This window comes from Arthrobacter silviterrae, from assembly GCF_011045165.1.
GTDB classification, from domain to species: Bacteria; Actinomycetota; Actinomycetes; order Actinomycetales; family Micrococcaceae; genus Specibacter; species Specibacter silviterrae.
The window spans coordinates 16909-35697 of sequence record NZ_JAAKZI010000023.1 but is presented as its reverse complement, the minus strand read 5'-3'; the positions used below and the strand labels follow the sequence as shown (position 1 = coordinate 35697).

Genomic DNA, 18789 nt, shown 5'->3' with positions numbered 1-18789 from the left:
GGTGCCGATTTGCGCGGTTTGTTAATCGCTAGGAACGACGTGGCGCTTTTGTATAGGCCGCACAGATCTGGAGAAAACGGGTATTGGCCTCAACCTCTCCGATGCTCACGCGCACTCCCTCTTCGCCGAAGGCCCGCACAGACAGGCCGTGGCTGGCGGCGACGGCGGCAAAGTCTGGCGTATTGGCACCCAGCGCCAGCCACACAAAGTTCCCCTGGGCCTCCGGAACATCCCATCCCAGCTCCTTGAGACCCGCGGTGACCCGGTCTCGTTCATCCACCAGGCTTTGTACCCTTTCCACAACCTGGGCGTAGTTTTCAAGTGATGCCACGGCCGCCTGCTCCGCGATCCCGGAGACGGCAAACGGGGTGGCCGCCAGGCGGAGGTATTGGGTGAGTTCCGGGTGGGAGACGGAATAGCCCACCCTCAAGCCGGCCAGGCCGTGCGCCTTGGAGAACGTCCGCAGCACCACCACGTTGGGGTACTTGCGGTACGTGGCGATGCCGTCCACCACGCCGTCCTGGCGGACAAACTCCTGGTAGGCCTCGTCGATGACAACCACCACGTCGGAAGGTACAGCGCGGATGAAGTCTTCAGTTTCCGACGCGCCAAGGGCCGGGCCGGTGGGATTGTTGGGCGTGCAGAGCAGCACCACCTTGGTCCGGTCGGTGACCGCGGCAGCCATCGCGGCAAGGTCGTGGCGTCCGTCCGCCGTGACGGGAACCTGGATGCTCTTTGCCCCGGCCAGGCCCACGCAAATGGGGTAGGCCTCAAAGGAGCGCCAGGCGTAGACAACCTCGTCCTGGGAGCCGTCGTCGTTCTGTCCTGCAAACGCGGCCAGAATCTGGTTCAAGGCGCCGAGTGAGCCGGCACCCGTGACAACGTCGTCGGCGGGCACTTCCAGGAATTCAGCCAAGGCGTTGCGCAGGGCCGTGCAGCTCGTGTCGGGGTACCGGTGCACCTCCAACGTTCCGTGCAAAAGTTCCAGGACTGCCGGGACCGGGCCCAGTGGGTTCTCGTTGGAGGACAGCTTGAAGCTATCCAGCCCCGGAATGGCCACGGGCGGCTTGCCCGCCGCGTACTTGGGCAACCGGCCCACGACGGGGCGCGGGTGCGCGCCGGACTGCTGGGATGCGGAAATGGAAGTCATAGTCCCAAGCTTAAGACAGGGATGCTGCCAGCGTGCCGCAAGGGGACTGTGAAAGCATGTCCCCATGAGGAAAATAGTGGTTCGAGTCCTTGTCAATGCGGTGGCCCTGTGGATTGCCGGCTGGATCCTGCCCGGAATTTCCGTCACCACCACGGGGAACGGCGGGCTTGAAACGTCTAATGCCACGCTCAACACTGCCCTTGCCTACCTGTTCATCGGCCTGGTCTTTGGCGTGGTCAACGCACTGGTGAAGCCGATTGTGAAAGTGTTTTCGCTCCCCGTCACCATCCTGACCCTCGGCTTGTTCACCATAGTCATCAACGCCGCCATGCTGTGGCTGACGGCATGGCTGAGCTCATACACCCCCGTCCACTTCACCATTGACAGCTTCTTCTGGACGGCAATTCTTGCCGCTGTGGTCATCAGCATCGTCTCGATGCTGATGAGCGGGCTGACCAAGTCGGACAACCGCCGGTAGCCACTCACCTCCCTCCGGCACCGCGCCCCTCCTTCGCTGGCGGTGGCGGCGGTCCCGGCGGTGGGGGCGGCGGTTTGGGCCTTGGATCGTCCACATCAGTGCCTTGGTACACCAGCTTCCTCACTTTCACGGGCCCTCCGGGCAACCCGGGCATCAGGAACAGGTTGAGCTTGTCCCGCAGCCGTCCGATCCCCGGGTCCGCGCTGCGGTCCAGTTCCCCGGCGTCGTCGACGTACTTGTCAACGCTGTGCGCCCCGCCCACCCCGCCTTGGGGACCGGGCCGGTGGGTGGTCACGGTGACCCAGTTCGGGGTGTCGGGCGGTGGACCGTAGTCTGCGGCTGTCACCACATCGCCGTCGTTTTCGATGTCCAGGACATCAATTCCCGGGGCCACCCGGTGGTTCGCGCCGGGGGAACCGGCCATGACAACCATGGTGACGTTGACCTTGGCCAGGAACGCCGGATCCGAGGCCGCCGAGGCCGCGTGGATGCCGCCACCGCTGTGCCCGGTCATCATCACCTCGTCGGTGGGCAAGGCGCCGGCGTCTGCCAGCGCCCCTTCGATGAGTTCCTGAATCAGGATCTTTTTCTGGACAAAAAGGTTCCTCTGTTCGGCGGTCATGGCTTCCAGGTCGCCTTCTAGGTCCCAAGGGTTGCTGCTGTCCGGCGTGGACCAGTCCTCCGTCCCGGGCAGGTGCACGATCCAGGCGCGGGTCCCGTCCGGGCGGTCAAGCTGAAGTACCACTATGGACCCGGGCGGATAGGAGTAGGCGCCCCTGCTCCCGGCGAGCATCGACTCGAAGGTGGCGGCCACCTCACCGGCGACGCCGTCGTACGCGTCGGGCATGGCGCGGCCCGGCGGCCCCCAGGACTCTGGCTCATCACCCCACTCCCCCGAAGGAACCTGGTGCATCACCAGGTGGCCGGGCCTGTCGGCCCCTGCCCAGTCGAAAAGCTTCCTGGCGATGATTGCCGGTACCACGCCGTTGCCTTCCCTGCCCTTGGCGTTCCAATGGCCCAGCAGGTAGGGCACCGCCACTCCCGGCCCCAACAATCCGGCAAGGTAGGCCGGCCCGTCGTTGAGCATGTCCTCGACCTTGTCCCGCATGCCGTCCCTGCTTCCGTCATGCAACGTTTTCCACGCCTGGCCGCCCGCCACTACCGGGGCCAGCGGGCCCCACGCCCAGGCCTGGCTTCCGTCCCTGAGTGCCTGCATCCGCTTGGCCGTTTCCATGGACGCCACGGATCCCTCGGTGGCCACGTAGCGCTCCGCTGCCGCAGCCGCGTGGCGTGCAAGTTCTTCCACACTTTCCCCGGCATTTCCGGCCGAACGCCTGGCGGAGGTGATGGCGTCCAGGGCAGGGGTTGCGTGAAAGGGTGACGCATACCTGCCCGCGGGCGAGGTTGCCACCAGGCTTTCCGATACGCTGGCAAGCCAGCGGGACTCCGCCTCCAGCGTCAGGGCAATCTCGTGAAGTTCCTGGCCCACCAGGGAAATTCCGCGGCTTGTTGCTTCAATCGCGGAGACCGTGTACTGAATTCGCCCGGGGCCGCCGGTGATGGTGAACGTGGTGTCCGGCCCATTGTTGTCGCCCATGCCGCCTCAACCACCCATCCCCGCTGCGGCCATTGTTCCCAGCATCCTCGCGTAGGCGGCCACGGCTGCCGAGGCCTCCCTGACTTGTGCGGACACCGTGCTGAGCTCACCCATTTTCGACTGGCATTCCGATCTGAAGGCCTCGGCGGCCATGGACTGCCATTCAAGCGAGGCCGCTCCCTGCAACCTTGAACTTGCGCCGTCAACTTCCTCCGCAAGCAGCGCCAGCCTGCCAGCCAACGACTGGACGTCCGCCAGTGACGAGCCGACAAGCCAATTCGCCGCGGGCCCGGTGCACTGTGCCGGCCCGTTCTGTCCTGTGTTCACCGCCCCCACCATCCTTTACATTTCGACCCTAAGGACCAGCAAACCTCCCCGCCAGGGCTTCTTGTCCAAATGTGAACAAGTCCGGGCGCCACCCCCGCTGTGGAGGAAACGGCGGTTCATGAAAGAATCGGGACATGTCTGAGACCGCACCTGCCACCACCCGCATCCCTTCCGGCCGCCTGTCCCTGGCCGCTTCCTCCGAGCACGTTGCCTTGGGGCCCCTTGACGGCCGATACTCGGGCGCCGTGGCGCCGCTGGTCGACTACCTTTCCGAAGCGGCGCTCAACCGCGACCGCGTGGGCGTGGAAGTTGAGTGGTTCATTCACCTCAGCGACAATGCCGTGTTGCCCGGCACGGGACCGTTGACGGCGGAGCAACAGGCCGGGCTGCGCAAAATTGTCACCGAGTTTGACACCTCATCGGTGAAGGAACTGGCAGACCTTGAAAAAGTCACTGTCCATGACGTCAAGGCCGTGGAGTACTTCATTGGCAAGCGCCTGGCCGCCCTCGGCCTGGAGCGCCTGAAGCCGCTGGTCCACTTCGGCTGCACCAGCGAAGACATCAACAACCTCTCCTACGCCGTGGGCGTCAAGGGTGCCGTGGAGGACGTCTGGCTGCCCGCAGCCCGTACCTTGGTCGCCAAGATCGCGGAGATGGCCGAGGAAAACCGCGCCGTCCCGATGTTGTCCCGCACGCACGGCCAGCCCGCCACGCCCACCACGCTGGGCAAGGAACTGGCAGTCACGGCACACCGCCTGACCCGCCAGCTGGACCGCATCGCCAAAACTGAATACCTGGGCAAGATCAACGGGGCCACCGGCACCTACGCCGCGCATTATGCGTCCGTGCCGGAAGCCAACTGGCAGGACGTGGCCCGGAACTTCGTCGAGGGCCTGGGCCTGACCTGGAACCCCCTGACCACCCAGATCGAGTCCCACGACTGGCAGGCCGAGCTCTACGCCGATGTGGCGCGCTTCAACCGGATCCTGCACAACCTGTGCACGGATGTGTGGAGCTACATCTCCATCGGCTACTTCGCGCAGATCCCGGTGCCCGGCGCCACCGGCTCCTCCACCATGCCGCACAAGGTGAACCCGATCCGCTTTGAAAATGCCGAGGCGAACCTGGAGATCTCCAACGCCCTGCTCGACACCTTGGGCGCCACGCTCGTCACCAGCCGCTGGCAGCGGGACCTCACCGACTCCTCGAGCCAGCGCAACATCGGCGTCGCCTTCGGCCACTCGCTGCTTGCCATCAGCAACGTCCTTGGCGGCTTGGGCCGGCTCGACACTGCGGAAGCCGTGCTGGCCAACGACCTTGACCACAATTGGGAGGTGCTCGCCGAGGCCGTCCAGATGGTGATGCGCGCGGAGGCCATCGCCGGGGTCCCCGGCATGGAGGACCCTTATGAGCGACTCAAGGACCTCACCCGCGGCCACCGCGTGGACGCCGCCCGCATGCAGGAGTTCGTTTCCGGCCTGGGCCTGTCCGACGGCGCCCAGGAACGCCTGCTGGCACTCACGCCGGGCAAGTACATCGGCATTGCCGAATCTCTGGTGGACCACCTGGCGAAGTAGCCACTCCCTCCCCGAACGGGCACTTAACGGGTGTGTTGCGGCCCAACATCCCCGTTAAGTGCCGGTTCGGGAAACGTGGATTCAATAATTTAGGCTGCTGCGAGCGCTAACGGACCAGCAGGCCAAGATACACCTGGTACGCGGCCAGTATGGAAACAAAGAGGCCGGCCAGCATCGCAAACGCCCACCCGATCCGTCGCCGGTAGGCGCTCCGGACGGCACGGCGCAGCGTTTCGAAGCGGGCCATCAACGCCACTGGGTCGCCGTCATCCGGAGAATCACGGTGCCAAAGGCCGGGACGGCAAGCCGCCGCCGCAATCCCTTGTGCCTCCCCGGCTGAAAGGAGCCGGGGCCCCCGGCTGAACCATCGCAGCAAGCTGCGGCTGGAGAGCACTTCCACCCCATCAGGTTTTTCCTTCACATTTAGCTCGGCTGGGTCAACCACCACTATGAGAGGCGTCACTGCCACGGGCTGTCCGATTGCCTGGCTGAGGAGCTTGGCTGCCCGCTTTGCCTCAAACACGGAATCGCGGATGTGGGGCTGCCTGGCGCCGCTGACCATGAGTGTCCGGCCCGCAACCCAAACCTTTTTCCCGGAGTGGTTCTTTGTGTTCACCGTGAAGACACCGGTCGGGCCAATAACTATGTGGTCGATGTCCGACGTTCCCGCGCCCACCGGAACAGCATGCAGCACCGTGTATTCCGGACCCAATCCGGCCAGGACGCGCGCCACTTCGAGCTCGCCCAGGGCGCCACGGTACCAGGATTTCGTTTCCCGGGACAGCGGGTCGACCCCAAAAAGGCGCCGCATGAAACCGCGGGGCGGAACAAGCGACTGCCCATCCAACAGTTCGGCGATGACTGACTGTGCGGGCATCCTGTCCCGCAGGTCTCCTGGCCCTGGCCGGCCGCTGCCTGATTCGCCTTCGACGCTGGGTGCCAATTGATTTCCCCTGCCCGGCGGGAAAAATGCCCGACTGCAGTGTCATGGCTTGGTCCGCCTGGTTCCATGACCCTACGGCACCCGGAGCGGGACGGCCAGCGCCTCCCGTTGCGTCAATACCGGCCGTCCCACAGGGCATTGAACCTCTCGCGCTCCACGTCCCGGCGCCACCGCCACAATTTGCACGGCTGGGTGGAACCGTGCCGGACTTCCAAGCAGTTCGGCGCAGCATAGGGTAGGCCGCAATCCGGGCAGCAGTCCGGTTCCCAGACGGCCGCATTGAACGTCACGCCGCGCTGAAGAAGGTGGCAGTCACCGTACACCCCCATCCCCAGGAGCCGCCGGTGTAGTTGCGTGGCCCTCGGTGCGTTGAACTTCTGATAGATGGCTGTCATTTCAAAGCCGGACTGCTTCAACAAGGACATGCCCCGCATGAGAAAGCAGATCAGGCACTCGTTGGGGTGGGGAACCATGAAGGTGCCGGTCAATTCCCTGAACACCTGCGCCACTTCATTATCTGTTCCACCTGGCCCAACAGCGCCCGGCCCGTAGTTGTCTTCCATGGACTTTTCCTTTCGACAATTCCACCCTCCCAACCCGGGGAGCATGGCAAAAGGGACCCATCCAAAATTGTGGGAAAGGTGCCAGCCAGCCCCGCCAGTGGAGGACTCAATGCCTGTCTTCACCGGTTTCAACGGTAAATTCAGCTCATGAGCAACGGCGATATTACGTTTCACACCCGCAAATGGGTCCGTCCCGAGGACCTCAACGCCAATGGCACCCTTTTTGGCGGGAGCCTGCTCCGCTGGATTGACGAGGAAGCGGCAATCTATGCGATCGTCCAGCTGGGCAACGGCCTGGCCGTGACGAAGTACATGTCGGAGATCAACTTTGTCTCCTCTGCCGTGCAGGGCGACCTCATCGAGATGGGCCTCACGGCCACCCATTTTGGCCGGACCTCACTGACCATGCGCGCCGAAGTGCGCAACATGTTTACCCGCGAGTCCATCCTGACCATCGAAAAGATCGTCTTCGTGAACCTCGGGGCGGATGGCAAGCCCGCCCCGCACGGCTATGACACCATCACGTACGATCGTGACAGGGTGCCCACCAAGCACCTGGAGCAGTTCCATCCCCAAGACTGAAGCCGCCCGGCCGGTTAGTGGTAACTTCCCCTCCGGAAGGCCCCCCTGCCGTCCCACAGTGCACAGGGGCTGACGGAGCCTGTGCCGACTCCGTGGCACGGTGGCTTGTCCTCCGGCTCCGACATCCCAAAGCCGTCGAAGTCGTCCCCATAGTCCTGAACGTTCCAGAGGGGCTCGTTGGCGCTGACAACATTCATGATGATTTCGCAGTCACAAAATCCTCCGCAGGCTTCCAGCTTTCGCAGTGTCCCCCGCGACCGGGGCGCCCGGATGTCCAAATATTGCTGGGCCCACTGGAAGCTGAAGCAGCCGTGGAGTTCCACCATTCGATACACATAACAAAATAAGCATTCATTCTCGAGGATGCGCGTCAGGTCGACGCCAAGCTCGGCAAGTTCACGCTGCACTTCGATCGGCAATTCAGATTCCATGGGTATTCCTTTCCATGGACCAATAATTGCCCGCACCATGGCCCTCCAACAGGCACCCCAGGGAAATTGTGGACAAGGGCTCCCCTGGCCCCGCCTGTGCAGGGCCGAGGGGCCCACACGTCACCTGACCCGCGCCTCCTGGAACGCAACGATCCGCTCAAAACCCTCGCGGACGGCGTCGTACCCGGCGGCAAAACTCAGCCGCACAGCCCCCCGCCCGCCCACGGAATCAAAGTCCGGGCCCGGCACCACGGCAACCCCGGCGGACTCCAGGACGGCCGAACAATAGTCGAGGGAACTGGCGAAGCCGTCCATCGCGGAACCGAGGCCGGCGTAAAGGTAGAACGCGCCGTCGGCGGGCGCCACGTCGACCCAGCCCAGCCGCCCCATGTTCGCCAGCAGGTAATCCCGGGTGCGTGCAAACTCCGCAACGGCCCGCTCCGCCTCGGCATAAGACTGCCCGGTGAAAGCCTGGACGGCCGCCAGCTGGGCAGGAGCCGGCGGGCACAGCGCCACATTGCCGGCGAGCGCATCAACTACGTCTTTGAGGTCGTCCGGGACGATGGCCCAACCAAGCCGCCACCCCGTCATTCCCCAGTACTTAGAAAAGCTGGAGATCACCACGGATGTCCGGTCCAGCTCCCAGGCGCAGACGCCGCGGGGGTCGGGTGCACCCGGTTCCGGGTAGGTGATGCCGTGGTAGATTTCGTCGCTGATGAGCCGGGCAGAGTGGTCCGCGCACCAGGCGGCCAGTTTCGACAGCTCGGGCCGCGAGACCATGGTGCCGGTGGGGTTGGCGGGTGAGGCGAGCATGAGCCCGGCGAGCGGACCGTGTGCCCTGGCCGCGGCGTCGAGCAATTCCGGGGTGGGCTGGAACCTGGATTCAGGGCCGCAGTCCAGCTCAATGACCTCGATGCCCAGGGCCCTAAGGATGTTCTTGTAGGCGGGGTAGCCGGGGCGGGCCAGTGCCACGCGGTCGCCGGCGTTGAAGGCAGAGAGGAATGTCAGCAGGAACGCGCCGGAGGATCCCGTGGTCACGGCCACGTTGCGGGCCGGGATGTCCAGGCCGTACCAGCGCCGATAGTGCCCGGCGATGGCGTCCCGGAGCTCCGCGATGCCGAGGGCGGGCGTATACGTCAAGGGTGTGCCCGCGGCATGAACCGCCGCGGCCGCCGCAGAGACGTCCGACGGCGCTCCCCCGCCTGGTTCCCCCGCGCACAGTGAGATGACGTCCCTGCCCGCGGCCCGGAGCTCGGCCACGCGGGACAGGATGTCCATGACCTGGAACGGCGGGACCTTGGCCCGTGCGGCAACGGTCAGCGGACGGTTCATGGCAGGCTCCTGGCGTTCGACGGCGGCATGCGGCGGCCAAACGAAAGCGATGCCGCCCCCTCAAGCGTGCCACATGGACGCCACGGCGCTCCTTAGGAGAGCCCCTTGCCGATAATCGGGATTCCTGTCGTCGGGAAGGCGCTGGGGAAGATCGACGGCGAGGCCACAGGTGCCGGTTCAAGGGCCACCTTGGCGTCGTCGCCCGGGATGAGTTCGACGGTGGTGCCGCGCACGGCGACGGTGAGCGGGCCGGCGTCGTGCCCTCCGGCAAGGCTGAAGGTGATGGAGTCCTGGACCAGCACCACGGAGAGCAGCACGCCGCGGACCGTCAGCTTGAAGGACAGGCTGTCCCAGCCGGCAGGCAGGCGGGGGTCGAAGTGGAGCATGTCGGCCTGGTCGCGCATGCCGGCGAAGCCGCACACCAGCGAACTCCAGATCCCCCCTGCGGAGGCGATGTGCACCCCGTCAATCGTGTTGGCATGGGTGTTGTCCAGGTCGATGAACACGGCGTCGGTGAAGTGCTTCAGCGCGGTGTGGCCGTAGCCCACCTCGGCTGCCATGATGCCCTGCACACACGCGGACAGGGTGGAGTCGCCCGTGGTGATGGGGTCGTAGAAGTCAAAGGCGCGCTGCTTTTCCTCTGCCGTGAAGTCCTGCCACTGCAGGAACATGGCCAGCACGGTGTCCGCCTGCTTGAGGACCTGGTGGCGGTAGATGACCAGCGGGTGGAAGTGCAGCAGCAGCGGGTACTTCTCCCGCGGCGTGGCCCAGTCCCACGGCTCCAGGGTCATGAAGTCGGCGTCCTGGCTGAAAACGCCCAGGTGGGAATCGTACGGCAGGGCCATGCGCGCGGCGGCCTGCGCCCACACCTGCTGCTCGCGCTCCGTGACGTCCGGGCGGCCCTTGACGGCGGCCGCCTTGCGCAGGTTGAAGCGGGCCATGACGTTCGTGTAGAGGTTGTCATTGACCACGGCCGTGTATTCATCCGGGCCGGTCACGCCATGGATGTGGAACATGCCGTCCTTGCCGAAGAAGCCCAGCGACACCCACATGCGCGCCGTCTCAATGAGCAGGTCGTCGCCAATCTCCTGCTGGAAGGTGGGGTCCTCGGTGGCCCATTCGTAGCGGTTCGCGGCAAAGGCAATGGCGGAGGCAATGTGGAACTGTGCGGTGCCGGCCGCATAGTAGGCGCTGGCCTCCAGCCCGTTGATGGTCCGCCACGCAAAAAGGGCGCCGTCCACGCTGAGCTCGGCGGCGCGCCGCCGGGCGGTGGGCAGCATCTGGTGGCGGGATTCAAGCACCTGGCGCGCAGCCTGCGGATTGGTGTAAGTCAGGTACGGCAGGAGGTAGATTTCCTGGTCCCAGAAGTAGTGCCCCTCATAGCCGGAACCGGTGACGCCCTTGGCGGGGATGCCGGAGACGCCAGCCCGCGAGGTGGCCTGCGCCAGTTGGAACAGGTTCCAGCGGACAGCCTGCTGCAGTTCGGGCTCGCCGCCAATGACAATGTCGGCAGTGTCCCAATACTGCCGGTAGTGGGCCGTGCTGTCGGCGAAGATGTCGTCAACGCTGATGAGCGCCGCGGCTGCGGTTGCCGCCAGTTCCTCGCCGCGGTCCTCGGCAGCACTCTCCCCGGCAACGGCGTAGCTGACGCTTTTTGCCAGCCGGAACGTTTCGCCCTGCTCAATGGCCAGGACGTAGCGGACGGTGGATTCGTCCGGCGCCACCACGGTTTCAAAGGGCTGGACGTCGGAGTTGATCTGGTGTTCCACGGCCACGGCCACGCGCTGGTGCGAGGCCGCCGTCTCCCATGCCAGGTGCAAGGTCCCGTCCGTGCCTTCCAGGTGCAGCGGCTGCAGGATCCTGTCGGCGTGCCGGCCGGGGCGGCGCGGGTCGCTGAGTGCCTGGTCGCTGGCCGGCTGGTCCTGGCGGTCGACGACGGCGGACACCACGTCCGCGTACACCTCCCGGTCCGCGGAAATCTCCAGTTCAATGCCGAGCAGCCCGCGCGCCTCAAAGCCGACGGCGCGGCGCACCCTGGTCTTCACCGTTGCCCCGGAGCGGGCCGCCCAGGTGACGGCGCATTCGTAAATGCCCGAGGCAAAGTCAATGCTGCGCCGGTATTCCAGCACCGCGGATTCCGCCAGCGACAGCTGCTCGCCGTCAATGCTGACGGTGAAGTTGCTGGCGTCGGGGACGTAGACAATCCGCTGCCCCGTGCGGGCAAAGCCGTAGGCGTTCTCGGCGTGCTTGATGTCCCACGTTTCATAAAAGCCGTTGATGAAGGTGCCGGGGAGCACGCCGCTTCCGCCCAGGGTGTACGAGCCGCGGATGCCCAGGTGGCCGTTGCCGAGCGCCATAAGCGTTTCCATGGTGCCGTCGTCGTCGGGGTTGTGGGACGCCTCCACCAGCTTCCACGGATCGCAGGGGAAGCGGCGGCGGTCTGAGCTGATCAATGCCATGGGATGGTTTTCCTTCGAAAAAGCTGCGGTCAGGGTGTCGGGAGGAGCTCGGAGAGGTCGTCCACCACGAAGGTGGCGCCGGCGTCGAGCAGTGTCTGGTGGCCGGCGCCGCGGTCCACGCCGATCACGGCGCGGAAGTCACCCGAGCTGCCGGCCTGCACGCCGGAGACGGCGTCCTCCACCACGATGCAGTCGCGCGTGGGCACGCCCAGCAGTTCCGCCGCGTACGTGAACGTGGCGTGGTCCGGCTTGCCTGGCAGCCCGTGCCTGGCCGCGACCTGCCCGTCCACCACCACGGGGAAGTCGCCGTCGAGCCCGGCGGCCTTCAGCACGGCGGGCGCGTTCCGCGAGGAAGAGACGACGGCGAGCTTGAGTCCGCGGGCCAGTGCGGCTTCCACGAACCTCACCGACCCCGGGTAGGGCGCCACGCCGTCGGAGGCGATGATGGAGTTGAACACAAGGTTCTTGCGGTTGCCCAGCCCGTGGACGGTGTCGTGGGCCGGGTCGTCGTCCAGGGGCCCCTCCGGCAGGGTGATCCCGCGCGAGGCTAGGAAGTCCCGGACGCCGTCAAAGCGCGGTTTGCCGTCGATGAAGTCGAAGTAGTCGTTGCCGCTGTAGCCGCGGTGCCCCGTCTGTGCCAGATAGCCGTCAAAGAGCTGCTGCCACGCCAGTTCGTGGACCAGGGCGGTGGGGGTCAGCACGCCGTCGAGGTCAAAGAGAAGGGCAGTGGCGGTGGTCCAGTCGCGTTTGGTGTTTTCAGTCATGGTTCCGGCTCCTTCAGCGCTTGCGGCGGGTGGTCTTGCGTTCAATGAGCTTCACTCCCAGCATATGCCGGGACCCTTCAGTCGGGACGAGGGGATCCTGAAGCCTTTCACACATCAGGTTGGCGGCGAAGGCGCCCTGGTCTGCCACGGGCTGGGCCACAGTGCTCAGCCCCATGAACCAGCTCATGGGGTGGTCGTCCAGGCCCACCACGGATACGTCCCGGGGCGCAGACTTTCCGTGCTCCCGCAGCGCCATGAGCGCGCCAAACGCGGCCTCATCGCAGGCCGCGAACACCGCCGTGGGCAGCGAACGGTTGGCCAGGATTTCCGTCATGGCACGGCGCCCGCCTTCAATGGTGGAGCCGGCCGCCACCACCAGGTCGGGGTGGACAGTGAGGTCATGGGAGTCCAGGGCGCGGTGGAATCCGGCCAGCCGGTCCCGGGAGGAACACACTGACGTCCCGGACATTTCGTGGCCCGTGAGCACGGCCAGGTCCCAGTGCCCCAGGTCCAACAGGTGGCCGGTGGCTGTCCAGGCAGCCTGCTCGTCATCGATCCCCACGTTGTCCCACGGCACGTGGCTCATGCCAACGCTGACCACAGCCAGCGGGGAGGCATGGAGGGCGGCAATTTCATCGGCGTCGAGGTCCACGTTCAGCAGCAGCACGCCGTCCACCCGCTGGGACAGGGCGGTCAAGTCGCCAAAGAGCTGCTTGCGGACGCTTGGCTTGTTGCGCAGGCTGATTAGCAGGGGGTCCCACCCGCTGTCGGCAAACACTTCTTCGGCGGCCTCCACGGCCTGTGCGAAGAACCAGGAGGTGGCCGTCGGGGCAACAATGGCCACGGAGCCGGTGCTCCCGCCGGCCAGCCGTGCCGCGGCGGAGGATGCCTTGTAGCCCAGTTTCTCCGCCGCCTGCGCCACCAGCTGCTGGGATTTTTCGGAGACGTTGGGCAGATTTCTCAGGGCCCGTGAAACAGTGCAAATGGACAGCCCCGACAGCAGGGCGACGTCCTGGATGGTGGCGCGCTGGGATATCACCAATTGATGCGGACCAGACCTTTCCGAAAAGTGTTTTCCGGTGGACATGCCGCACCGTCAAGGACCACTGTAAGCGCTTATATTTTCCGCCGTCAATACGATCCGGCGGCGAATTCCGGCGCAACCCCTGTCGCGCCCACGGCATAGTCTTGACGGGTGACTGAATTTACCGAACGCAGGCCCCGCGAGCTGGTCCAGCCCATCATTTTGCTCGTGGACCGGGTGGACCCGGCGGGCCAGGATGCCGGCATTGCCGCGGCCGCCCTGGCGTCGGTCCGGGCGTACCTGCTGGGGCCTGACAACCCCGATTGGCGCGCCTGGGCGGAAGGCGCCTTCGCGAAGTCCGTGCGCCGGGCGGACGCGAAAATGTTCGCCAAGGTGCTGGCGGCCTTCCCCGACCACGCCCTGGCCGAGGTGGGCGCCGCCCGCGCCGCAGGCCTGCCCCCCATGCCGGCCGATACGATGCCAAAGCTGCTGGCCAAGCTCCAGGTTTCCGGCACCCGGCTGCCCGACGGCGAACCCCTCCCGCCCCAGCCGCTAACCATCGTGCTCAACGGCTCGCTGGACATGTCCACCGGGAAGGCCGCCGCGCAGGCCGCCCATGCCCTGTTTGCCTGGCTGCTCGACGCCGGACAGCCCGCCGTGGCTGCGTGGGCGGATGCCGGGTTCCCGGTCGGCATTGTTCATGCGGGCGCCCGGGAATTCCGCAAGGGCGCGCGCCGCGCGGCCGGGCCTGTCATCCAGGACGCCGGGCGCACCGAAATCGAACCAGGCTCCACCACCGCCTATGTGGTCACGGAGTTCGGCCGGCACTAGGGTCCGCGACAAGCCCGGCAGTGGCATTCGGATTGGACCGACCAGCTCCAGGGCGGCCCGGCGTGGACCATTGTCGGGGCCCACAGGCCGCACGGACCCGCTGAGTGTGAAGGCACGCCCGGGCAGGCCCGAACTTCGGCGAGCGGGCGGGGAGGAATGCCTCGGCCATCGTCCGCCCTGATCTGGAAAACGAATGGTTCGTAGATCTTGCGGACAATTTCACAGTCGCACGGGGAGCCGCGCACGTTCGCCGGCAGGGACAGGCCCGGGCGCCGGAGGGTGAAGCGCACCAACAGTTCGTGGCCGTGGCACCCGCCATGCAGCCGCCGGCGGATATAGCAAGCCAAGCATTCCCCGGGCACGGGATCCGCGGGCCTGGCGGCTGCGGGAAGGGCCCCGTCCATGTGCTGCGCTGTGTTCATGCCGACTCCTTGCCTGAAATTCAAGCATTGCGCCGGGAGGCGACCCACACCATGGCCCCGTACCGAAATGTGGACGACGGGGCGGCCGGCCACGCCTGTGGAGGACCCACGCCTCAAGCAAGGAACGACGCCGGAACCCGGGTTCCGGCGTCGTTCCTTGGAAACGTGGGGACAGCGGGGGCGCTACTCGGCAGCGGCGAGCTGGCCGCAGGCGCCGTCGATCTCCTTGCCGCGCGTGTCGCGCAGCGTGGTGGGGATGCCGTGCTCGATCAGCGTGTCGATGAACTCCTGCATGACGTGCGGCTCGGAGGAGGTCCAGATGGAGCCGGGGGTCGGGTTCAGCGGGATCGGGTTCACGTGGACCCAGCCGCGGCCGCGCTGGTTCAGCTTCTTCGCAAGGAGCTCGGCGCGCCAGGGGTGGTCGTTCATGTCCTTGATCAACGCGTATTCAATGGAGACGCGGCGCCCGGTGACTTTGTAGTAGTTGTAGGCGGCGTCAAGGGCGTCGTCCACCTTCCACTTGTCATTGACGGGGATCAGGTCGTCGCGGAGTTCGTCGTCGGGCGCGTGCAGGGACAGCGCAAAGGTGACGGCCACGCCTTCCTGGGCCAGCTTGTTGATGGCCGGGACCAGGCCCACGGTGGAGACCGTGATGCCGCGGGCGGACATGCCCAGGCCCTCGGGCGCCTCGGCGACCATGCGGTGCACGGCATTCATGACGCGCTTGTAGTTGGCGAGGGGCTCGCCCATGCCCATGAAGACAATGTTGGTGACGCGCTCGGCGTCGTGCCCGCCGTCGCGGCGGAGGTTGCCCAGCCCGCCCTCGGCGATAACCCGGTTGGCTTGGACAATCTGGTCCAGGATCTCCGCCGTGGACATGTTGCGGGTCAGCCCGGCCTGTCCGGTGGCGCAGAACGGGCAGTTCATGCCGCAGCCGCACTGGCTGGACACGCAGAGGGTGACGCGGCCGGGGTAGCGCATCAGCACCGACTCCACCAGCGAGCCGTCAAAAAGGCGCCACAGGAACTTGATGGTGTCGCCGTTGTCCGTGGTGAGGCGCTTGACCTCGGTCAGCAGCTTCGGGAACATGGTGTCCACAATTTCGGCGCGGCGTTCCTTGGGGAGGTCGCTCATGCGCTCGGGATCGGTGGTGAAGTGCTGGAAGTAGTGCACGGAGAGCTGCTTGGCGCGGAATGCCGGCAGGCCCAGCTCCTTGAACTTCGCCTCGCGTTCGGGCAGCGTCAGGTCCGCCAGGTGGGTTGGCGGCTGCGAAACACGCGGGGACTTGAACTGCAGCAGCGGGCGTCCCTCGGGTCCCGTGGCCTGCTTCCAGCCCTCGGTGGCAGGCTTGACCTGTGCCGGACGGCGGGTGGGGCGCGTGGAGGTGGCAGTCACGGCGGGCGCGGCAACAGGGCTGGGGGCGTTTTTGGGGGAAGTCATCCTTTCCATTGTCCACTACAACGCCCCGCATGTCCCGCCCGGGCCGCGAAGATCACATTCCGCCCGCCCCGCACCCCGCCGAGATAGCGGTACCGCGCCGAGACGTGCGGAAAATTCTTGCCGGATTCGGCGCTCTTCCGCTATCTCGGCGAAGGAACGGGATGGAACAGGAACGGCGTCAGTCGACAAACTCCGATTGCGTCTCAATGAACGCCCACTCGCGCCGCGTGAGCGTGCCGCCCACCACCTCGCCACCGGCCGCCCTGACAGCAGCCAGCACGTGCTCGGGAACCGTCTCCGCTTCCAGGTTTTCGCGCAGCCACTCCTTGGCCGCCAGGTCCATTTCAAGCCACCACAGATGAATTTCCACTTCGGGCACCCCCTTAGGATGTCCTTAAACGCTATGCCCGTTCCGGGCGCCTTTCAATGCTTAAACGTTTGTCGGCAGCCACACCAGGACAAGCACGACGGCGACCAGCGGCAGGGTGAGCTGCACCAAGGCCGCCTTCGCCTTGGACGGCGAGGAAATCAGCAGCACCAGTCCCGCGGCGAGCATGGAACCAGCCCCGGCCAGGACCAGCGCCGCACCGACGGAATGATGGCCGGATGCGGCAGCGATGACGCCGGCAAGCGTCACAATGGCAAGAAAGAGATTGTAGAAGCCCTGGTTGAAGGCCAATTCCTTCGTTGCGTTCGCTTCCTCGGCCGTGGTGCCGAATGTTTTTCGCGTCGACACCGCAGTCCAGCGAAATGATTCCAACGCAAATATGTAGACGTGGAGTGCCGCTGCCAAAACAGCAAAGACAATTGCAGTTGTGAGCATCTGGAACCTGTCCCTCGCAGATTCCGGGGGCCGCGCCCCCGGTCCCGGCCCGTCCGGGAACTCAAGGATACGGGGTCATGTCCGCCGGGCGGCAGAACTCCTCGAGCACCGATTTAACACGATTCCATACTTCCACTATGTGAAAATCATATTTCCTCTTGTGGAAGATGCTGGAAAGTTTTAGAGTCGATACATCCTCAAAATGTGAGGTGCGCAACATCGACAATCCGTTACTTGATTGGTTGAAGTCCGATGAAAAATTCTGAAAACGGTGCATTGAAGGCGAGTTCGATGCACCCGCAGAAGGCCAGGCCCCGCAGCCTGGCCTTCTGCCAGATTCTGTTCGCCACGGTGGCATTGACAATATTTGGCCATTTGTGGCTGAACGCCGGTCATTCGCCACTCATGTGGGGCATGGAATCCGTCCTGGCGGCAGCAACACTGACCGCCCTGGCCCTCGCGGCGAGATCCGCCACCCACCGAACGCCTGTCCTGGCATTGGCCAACCACGCCCGCCGCTAGCCATGCAGCCATTCCCGGTGCGCGCCGCGGTGCCCAAGCAGCACGCGTCCACACCCTACGACCGGGGTCCGCGCCCTGTCCCGGCAATGAAGCCGCACAGGCAGGGTACCGCCCAAAACTTTCCGTCCTGAGGATTCTCCATGTCCAAGACAGTTGAAAACCACCAAAAAATCCAGTCCACCACCCACAGCGCCCCCGCGAAACCCCGGGGCAAGGCGCGGTGGAACATTGCCCTGCTCATGGGCTTCGGCATCCTGATCAACTACATTGACCGGCTTTCGATCTCCGTCACGCAGACACCGCTTTCGCACGAATTCGGCCTCACGGCCACCGAATTCGGTGTGCTCTCCTCCGCGTTCCTGTGGTCCTACGCGATCATGCAGATCCCCTCCGGCATGCTCCTGGACCGCTTCGGGGTGAAAAAGATCTGGGGCGCCAGCGCCGTGCTGTGGTTCATCGCCTCCGTGCTGACCGCAGTTGCCTCCGGCGCGTGGATCATCATCGTGGCCCGCGTTCTCCTCGGCGTGGCCGAAGCCCCCGCCTTCCCCGGCGCCATGAAGGCCACCGGCCTGTGGTTCCCCCGCCACGAACGCGGACTGTGCACCGCCATCTTCGACAGCGGCACCCGCCTGGCCAACGTCCTGGGCCTGCCCCTGATCGCCTTCACCGTGGCCACCTGGGGCTGGCGCGAAGCATTCTGGGTCCAGGCCGGGCTGTCACTGGTCTTCCTCGCCGCATTCCTCTGGAAGTACAGCGGACCCGCAGCCCGCCTGAAGAAGGCGCGCATGAGCCAGGAGGAATACAACTACATTGTCGACGGCGGCGCCTCCTCCGAATCAGTCCGCCCCAAAAGCGACCTGGCCACCGTCGGCTACCTGCTGCGCCAGCGCAAGGTCTGGGGCCTCTCCCTCGGACTCGCCGGGGCCGGCTACGTCCTCTGGATGCTGCTGACCTGGCTGCCGGGCTACATGCAAAAAAGCATGGACCAGAGCATCCTGCAAAGCGGCATCTACGCCGCCGTCCCCGCCCTGGCCATGTTCATCTCCGAACTGACCATCGGCGGCTGGTGGGTGGACCGGGTCATCGGCCGCGGCGCCAACGCCGACAAAGTCCGCAAAGGCATCATCGTCGCCGGCATGATAGTCGCCCTGCTCACCGTCGGTGCCGCCTTCAGCCACAGCGCCACCACCGCCATCATCTGGATCGCCGCCGGCAGCGCCGGAATCGCCCTCGTCTACGTCACCAGCAACTCCCTCCCGGCGCTCATCGCCCCCGAAGGCAGCGCCGGCTCCCTGGCCGCCATCGTCAACTGCGTCAACCTGCTCGCCGGCGTCGCCGCACCCATCGTCACCGGCATGGTCGTCGACATCACCGGCAGCTTCGCCTTCGCCTTCATCATCGGCGGCGTCGCCCTGGTCGGCGGCCTCCTCTCCTACATCCTCCTCATGGGGAAACTGGAACCCATCCCCGCACGCGCCGTGGTCCACGACGACTCCGTCGCCGCATAAACACCTCCCGCGGGGC

The 18789-nt window shown here is 65.6% G+C and carries 19 protein-coding genes; 6 read left to right on the top strand and 13 right to left on the bottom strand.

Going from position 1 to position 18789, the window contains the following annotated elements:
* Positions 1-28: 28 nt before the first annotated feature.
* Entirely contained in the window at positions 29-1150 is a 1122-nt protein-coding gene (gene hisC, locus G6N77_RS13135; protein WP_165182624.1) for a histidinol-phosphate transaminase, read from the bottom strand.
* A gap of 64 nt (positions 1151-1214) precedes the next feature.
* Here hisC and G6N77_RS13130 point away from each other — a divergent pair, with 64 nt between their 5' ends.
* Positions 1215-1628 carry a phage holin family protein gene (locus G6N77_RS13130; protein WP_165182623.1) on the top strand — a complete coding sequence of 138 codons (414 nt, stop codon included), beginning with the start codon at positions 1215-1217 and terminating at the stop codon, positions 1626-1628.
* Between the two features lie 4 nt (positions 1629-1632).
* Here the strand turns inward: G6N77_RS13130 and G6N77_RS13125 are convergent, their stop codons facing one another.
* Together G6N77_RS13125 and G6N77_RS13120 are read right to left on the bottom strand one after the other, a co-directional pair.
* Positions 1633-3225: a hypothetical protein gene (locus G6N77_RS13125; RefSeq protein ID WP_165182622.1), complete on the bottom strand. Its 1593-nt coding sequence runs from the start codon at positions 3223-3225 to the stop codon at positions 1633-1635.
* A 6-nt stretch (positions 3226-3231) separates the two neighbouring features.
* A complete protein-coding gene (locus G6N77_RS13120; protein ID WP_165182621.1) occupies positions 3232-3552 on the bottom strand; it encodes a hypothetical protein in 321 nt (106 codons plus the stop codon).
* Between the two features lie 134 nt (positions 3553-3686).
* Between G6N77_RS13120 and purB the strand changes: the two genes are divergently transcribed.
* Complete coding sequence (gene purB / locus G6N77_RS13115; RefSeq protein WP_165182620.1) at positions 3687-5129, top strand: adenylosuccinate lyase; 1443 nt, start codon at positions 3687-3689, stop codon at positions 5127-5129.
* A gap of 106 nt (positions 5130-5235) precedes the next feature.
* Here purB and G6N77_RS13110 read toward each other — a convergent pair whose 3' ends face one another.
* Positions 5236-6006, bottom strand: a complete 771-nt coding sequence (locus G6N77_RS13110; protein ID WP_165182619.1) for a nuclease-related domain-containing protein — start codon at positions 6004-6006, stop codon at positions 5236-5238.
* Between the two features lie 179 nt (positions 6007-6185).
* Positions 6186-6635 carry a hypothetical protein gene (locus tag G6N77_RS13105; RefSeq protein ID WP_165182618.1) on the bottom strand — a complete coding sequence of 150 codons (450 nt, stop codon included), beginning with the start codon at positions 6633-6635 and terminating at the stop codon, positions 6186-6188.
* Between the two features lie 147 nt (positions 6636-6782).
* On the opposite strand from G6N77_RS13105, the gene G6N77_RS13100 reads away from it, so the two are divergent.
* Complete coding sequence (locus G6N77_RS13100; RefSeq protein WP_165182617.1) at positions 6783-7217, top strand: acyl-CoA thioesterase; 435 nt, start codon at positions 6783-6785, stop codon at positions 7215-7217.
* Positions 7218-7231: 14 nt separating this feature from the next.
* On the opposite strand, the gene G6N77_RS13095 is transcribed toward G6N77_RS13100, so the two are convergent.
* From G6N77_RS13095 to G6N77_RS13075, 5 genes are all read right to left on the bottom strand, one after another.
* A complete protein-coding gene (locus tag G6N77_RS13095) occupies positions 7232-7648 on the bottom strand; it encodes a DUF2695 domain-containing protein (RefSeq protein ID WP_165182616.1) in 417 nt (138 codons plus the stop codon).
* Positions 7649-7768: 120 nt separating this feature from the next.
* Positions 7769-8980, bottom strand: a complete 1212-nt coding sequence (locus G6N77_RS13090) for an aminotransferase class I/II-fold pyridoxal phosphate-dependent enzyme (protein WP_165182615.1) — start codon at positions 8978-8980, stop codon at positions 7769-7771.
* Between the two features lie 92 nt (positions 8981-9072).
* On the bottom strand, positions 9073-11439 hold the full coding sequence (locus G6N77_RS13085; protein ID WP_165182614.1) for a glycoside hydrolase family 65 protein: 2367 nt from the start codon (positions 11437-11439) through the stop codon (positions 9073-9075).
* Positions 11440-11468: 29 nt separating this feature from the next.
* Positions 11469-12203, bottom strand: a complete 735-nt coding sequence (locus G6N77_RS13080; RefSeq protein WP_165182613.1) for an HAD family hydrolase — start codon at positions 12201-12203, stop codon at positions 11469-11471.
* A 13-nt stretch (positions 12204-12216) separates the two neighbouring features.
* A complete protein-coding gene (locus G6N77_RS13075; protein WP_262454486.1) occupies positions 12217-13242 on the bottom strand; it encodes a LacI family DNA-binding transcriptional regulator in 1026 nt (341 codons plus the stop codon).
* 156 nt (positions 13243-13398) lie between these two features.
* Here G6N77_RS13075 and G6N77_RS13070 point away from each other — a divergent pair, with 156 nt between their 5' ends.
* On the top strand, positions 13399-14058 hold the full coding sequence (locus G6N77_RS13070; RefSeq protein WP_306987201.1) for a peptidyl-tRNA hydrolase: 660 nt from the start codon (positions 13399-13401) through the stop codon (positions 14056-14058).
* Between the two features lie 605 nt (positions 14059-14663).
* Here the strand turns inward: G6N77_RS13070 and rlmN are convergent.
* From rlmN to G6N77_RS13055, 3 genes are all read right to left on the bottom strand, one after another.
* Positions 14664-15920 carry a dual-specificity RNA methyltransferase RlmN gene (rlmN, locus tag G6N77_RS13065; RefSeq protein WP_165182611.1) on the bottom strand — a complete coding sequence of 419 codons (1257 nt, stop codon included), beginning with the start codon at positions 15918-15920 and terminating at the stop codon, positions 14664-14666.
* Between the two features lie 178 nt (positions 15921-16098).
* Positions 16099-16290: a hypothetical protein gene (locus tag G6N77_RS13060; RefSeq protein ID WP_165182610.1), complete on the bottom strand. Its 192-nt coding sequence runs from the start codon at positions 16288-16290 to the stop codon at positions 16099-16101.
* Positions 16291-16350: 60 nt separating this feature from the next.
* Positions 16351-16743 (bottom strand): DUF1304 domain-containing protein, encoded by a 393-nt coding sequence (locus G6N77_RS13055; RefSeq protein WP_165182609.1) that lies wholly within the window; start codon positions 16741-16743, stop codon positions 16351-16353.
* Positions 16744-17034: 291 nt separating this feature from the next.
* On the opposite strand from G6N77_RS13055, the gene G6N77_RS13050 reads away from it, so the two are divergent.
* Positions 17035-17265 carry a hypothetical protein gene (locus G6N77_RS13050; RefSeq protein WP_165182608.1) on the top strand — a complete coding sequence of 77 codons (231 nt, stop codon included), beginning with the start codon at positions 17035-17037 and terminating at the stop codon, positions 17263-17265.
* 140 nt (positions 17266-17405) lie between these two features.
* Complete coding sequence (locus G6N77_RS13045) at positions 17406-18773, top strand: MFS transporter (protein WP_165182607.1); 1368 nt, start codon at positions 17406-17408, stop codon at positions 18771-18773.
* Positions 18774-18789: the final 16 nt, after the last annotated feature.

Coding starts and splice junctions, on each gene's coding strand:
- G6N77_RS13095 (WP_165182616.1), bottom strand. CDS start 7,648: ATGGAATCTGAATTGCCGATCGAAGTGCAGCGTGAACTTGCCGAGCTT.
- G6N77_RS13085 (WP_165182614.1), bottom strand. CDS start 11,439: ATGGCATTGATCAGCTCAGACCGCCGCCGCTTCCCCTGCGATCCGTGG.
- G6N77_RS13055 (WP_165182609.1), bottom strand. CDS start 16,743: ATGCTCACAACTGCAATTGTCTTTGCTGTTTTGGCAGCGGCACTCCAC.
- G6N77_RS13105 (WP_165182618.1), bottom strand. CDS start 6,635: ATGGAAGACAACTACGGGCCGGGCGCTGTTGGGCCAGGTGGAACAGAT.
- hisC (WP_165182624.1), bottom strand. CDS start 1,150: ATGACTTCCATTTCCGCATCCCAGCAGTCCGGCGCGCACCCGCGCCCC.
- G6N77_RS13080 (WP_165182613.1), bottom strand. CDS start 12,203: ATGACTGAAAACACCAAACGCGACTGGACCACCGCCACTGCCCTTCTC.
- purB (WP_165182620.1), top strand. CDS start 3,687: ATGTCTGAGACCGCACCTGCCACCACCCGCATCCCTTCCGGCCGCCTG.
- G6N77_RS13125 (WP_165182622.1), bottom strand. CDS start 3,225: ATGGGCGACAACAATGGGCCGGACACCACGTTCACCATCACCGGCGGC.
- G6N77_RS13050 (WP_165182608.1), top strand. CDS start 17,035: ATGCACCCGCAGAAGGCCAGGCCCCGCAGCCTGGCCTTCTGCCAGATT.
- G6N77_RS13045 (WP_165182607.1), top strand. CDS start 17,406: ATGTCCAAGACAGTTGAAAACCACCAAAAAATCCAGTCCACCACCCAC.
- G6N77_RS13110 (WP_165182619.1), bottom strand. CDS start 6,006: ATGCCCGCACAGTCAGTCATCGCCGAACTGTTGGATGGGCAGTCGCTT.
- G6N77_RS13100 (WP_165182617.1), top strand. CDS start 6,783: ATGAGCAACGGCGATATTACGTTTCACACCCGCAAATGGGTCCGTCCC.
- G6N77_RS13090 (WP_165182615.1), bottom strand. CDS start 8,980: ATGAACCGTCCGCTGACCGTTGCCGCACGGGCCAAGGTCCCGCCGTTC.
- G6N77_RS13130 (WP_165182623.1), top strand. CDS start 1,215: ATGAGGAAAATAGTGGTTCGAGTCCTTGTCAATGCGGTGGCCCTGTGG.
- rlmN (WP_165182611.1), bottom strand. CDS start 15,920: ATGACTTCCCCCAAAAACGCCCCCAGCCCTGTTGCCGCGCCCGCCGTG.